Raw genomic sequence first — 1203 nt, 5'->3', positions numbered from 1 at the left:
CCTACTTCCATCAGGGGCGCAAAACTCTAAATAACATATCCCCATCTCTAACTTCAAGCTCCTAGTTGTTTAATATAGCTAAAACGCATTGCAAGAATTATTCAAGTATGACTCCCGAATTCAGATAATAAGTGCACCACTCATGGTTAAACGGTGAGAAGAGATCAACTGCCTGTTGGTGGTACTCTATCGTCGCCAAACAAACAGAAGCATTTACCATGAGTTACAAGCAGTTGATCGCAGGACAAAGATACCAGATAGAAGCCTACTTACGCGAGGGCTTTAGTTATCGTGAGATAGGCAAACGCCTGAAAGTCAGTCATAGCACCATTAGCCGAGAAATCAGACGAAATAGGATCCGGGAAAATCACTATCTACCCGAAGTCGCCCAGGCAAAGACACTCAAAAGGCGCGTTCAAGCCGCAAAGTCGTGTCTATCTAAGCTGACCATCACCTTTGTTGAGTTCGGATTAAAACAAAAGTGGAGTCCCGAGCAAATTGCAGGCGTGGGCCGGATTATTGGGCTTTCAGTGAGTCATGCATGGATTTACGGTTATGTGCAACGGGATAAATTGAGTGGCGGCAAGTTGTTTAGGCACTTACGACAAGGCCATCGACGATATCGCAAAGGTCGTCGTGCGAAGCGTGTCATTATCCCGAACCGAGTGGGCATTGAGCACCGCCCAGCGATTGTTGACAAGAAAAGACGGTTCGGTGACTGGGAAGCTGATACCGTACTGGGTAAGCATGGAACGGGTGCCATAGTCAGCCTAGTTGAACGCCAAAGCAAGCTTTATTTAATACGTAAAGTGCCAGCAAAGAGCGCGGCAGACGTAAGCAGAGCCATGATAGGCATGCTGTGGCGATATCGCCGTCATGTGCATACGATAACCGCTGATAATGGCAGCGAGTTCTGTGACCACGAGCTAGTTGCAGATAAGCTCAACACTGATATTTATTTTGCGAATCCGTATTCCTCATGGGAGCGCGGATTGAATGAAAACTTCAACGGTTTACTGCGCCAGTACATACGCAAAGGCACGGATTTAAGAACGGTAACGGATAAGCAGGTGGCCGATATAGAACGTGCGCTAAACGCCAGACCTAGAAAGTGCCTAGGTTACAAACAGCCTGTCGTTGTGTTTAACGAATTACGCAATGCGGCCTAATTTAGCGAGTGGTGCACTTCGGGGTTGAATTCGC

General features: G+C 47.3%; 1 protein-coding gene. It reads left to right on the top strand.

The genetic code is table 11. The features are described 5' to 3' along the window. Window positions 1–218 precede the first annotated feature (218 nt). Window positions 219–1169, top strand: a complete 951-nt coding sequence (locus CWB80_RS12950) for an IS30 family transposase (RefSeq protein ID WP_063528617.1) — start codon at window positions 219–221, stop codon at window positions 1167–1169. The last annotated feature ends 34 nt before the right edge of the window (window positions 1170–1203 follow it).

Origin of the sequence: Pseudoalteromonas sp. S1650, assembly GCF_005887195.1 — a bacterium.
Classification (GTDB): Bacteria; Pseudomonadota; Gammaproteobacteria; order Enterobacterales; family Alteromonadaceae; genus Pseudoalteromonas; species Pseudoalteromonas simplex.
The sequence above is the reverse complement of the archived record's forward strand: the minus strand, read 5'-3'. Positions and strand labels throughout refer to the sequence as shown.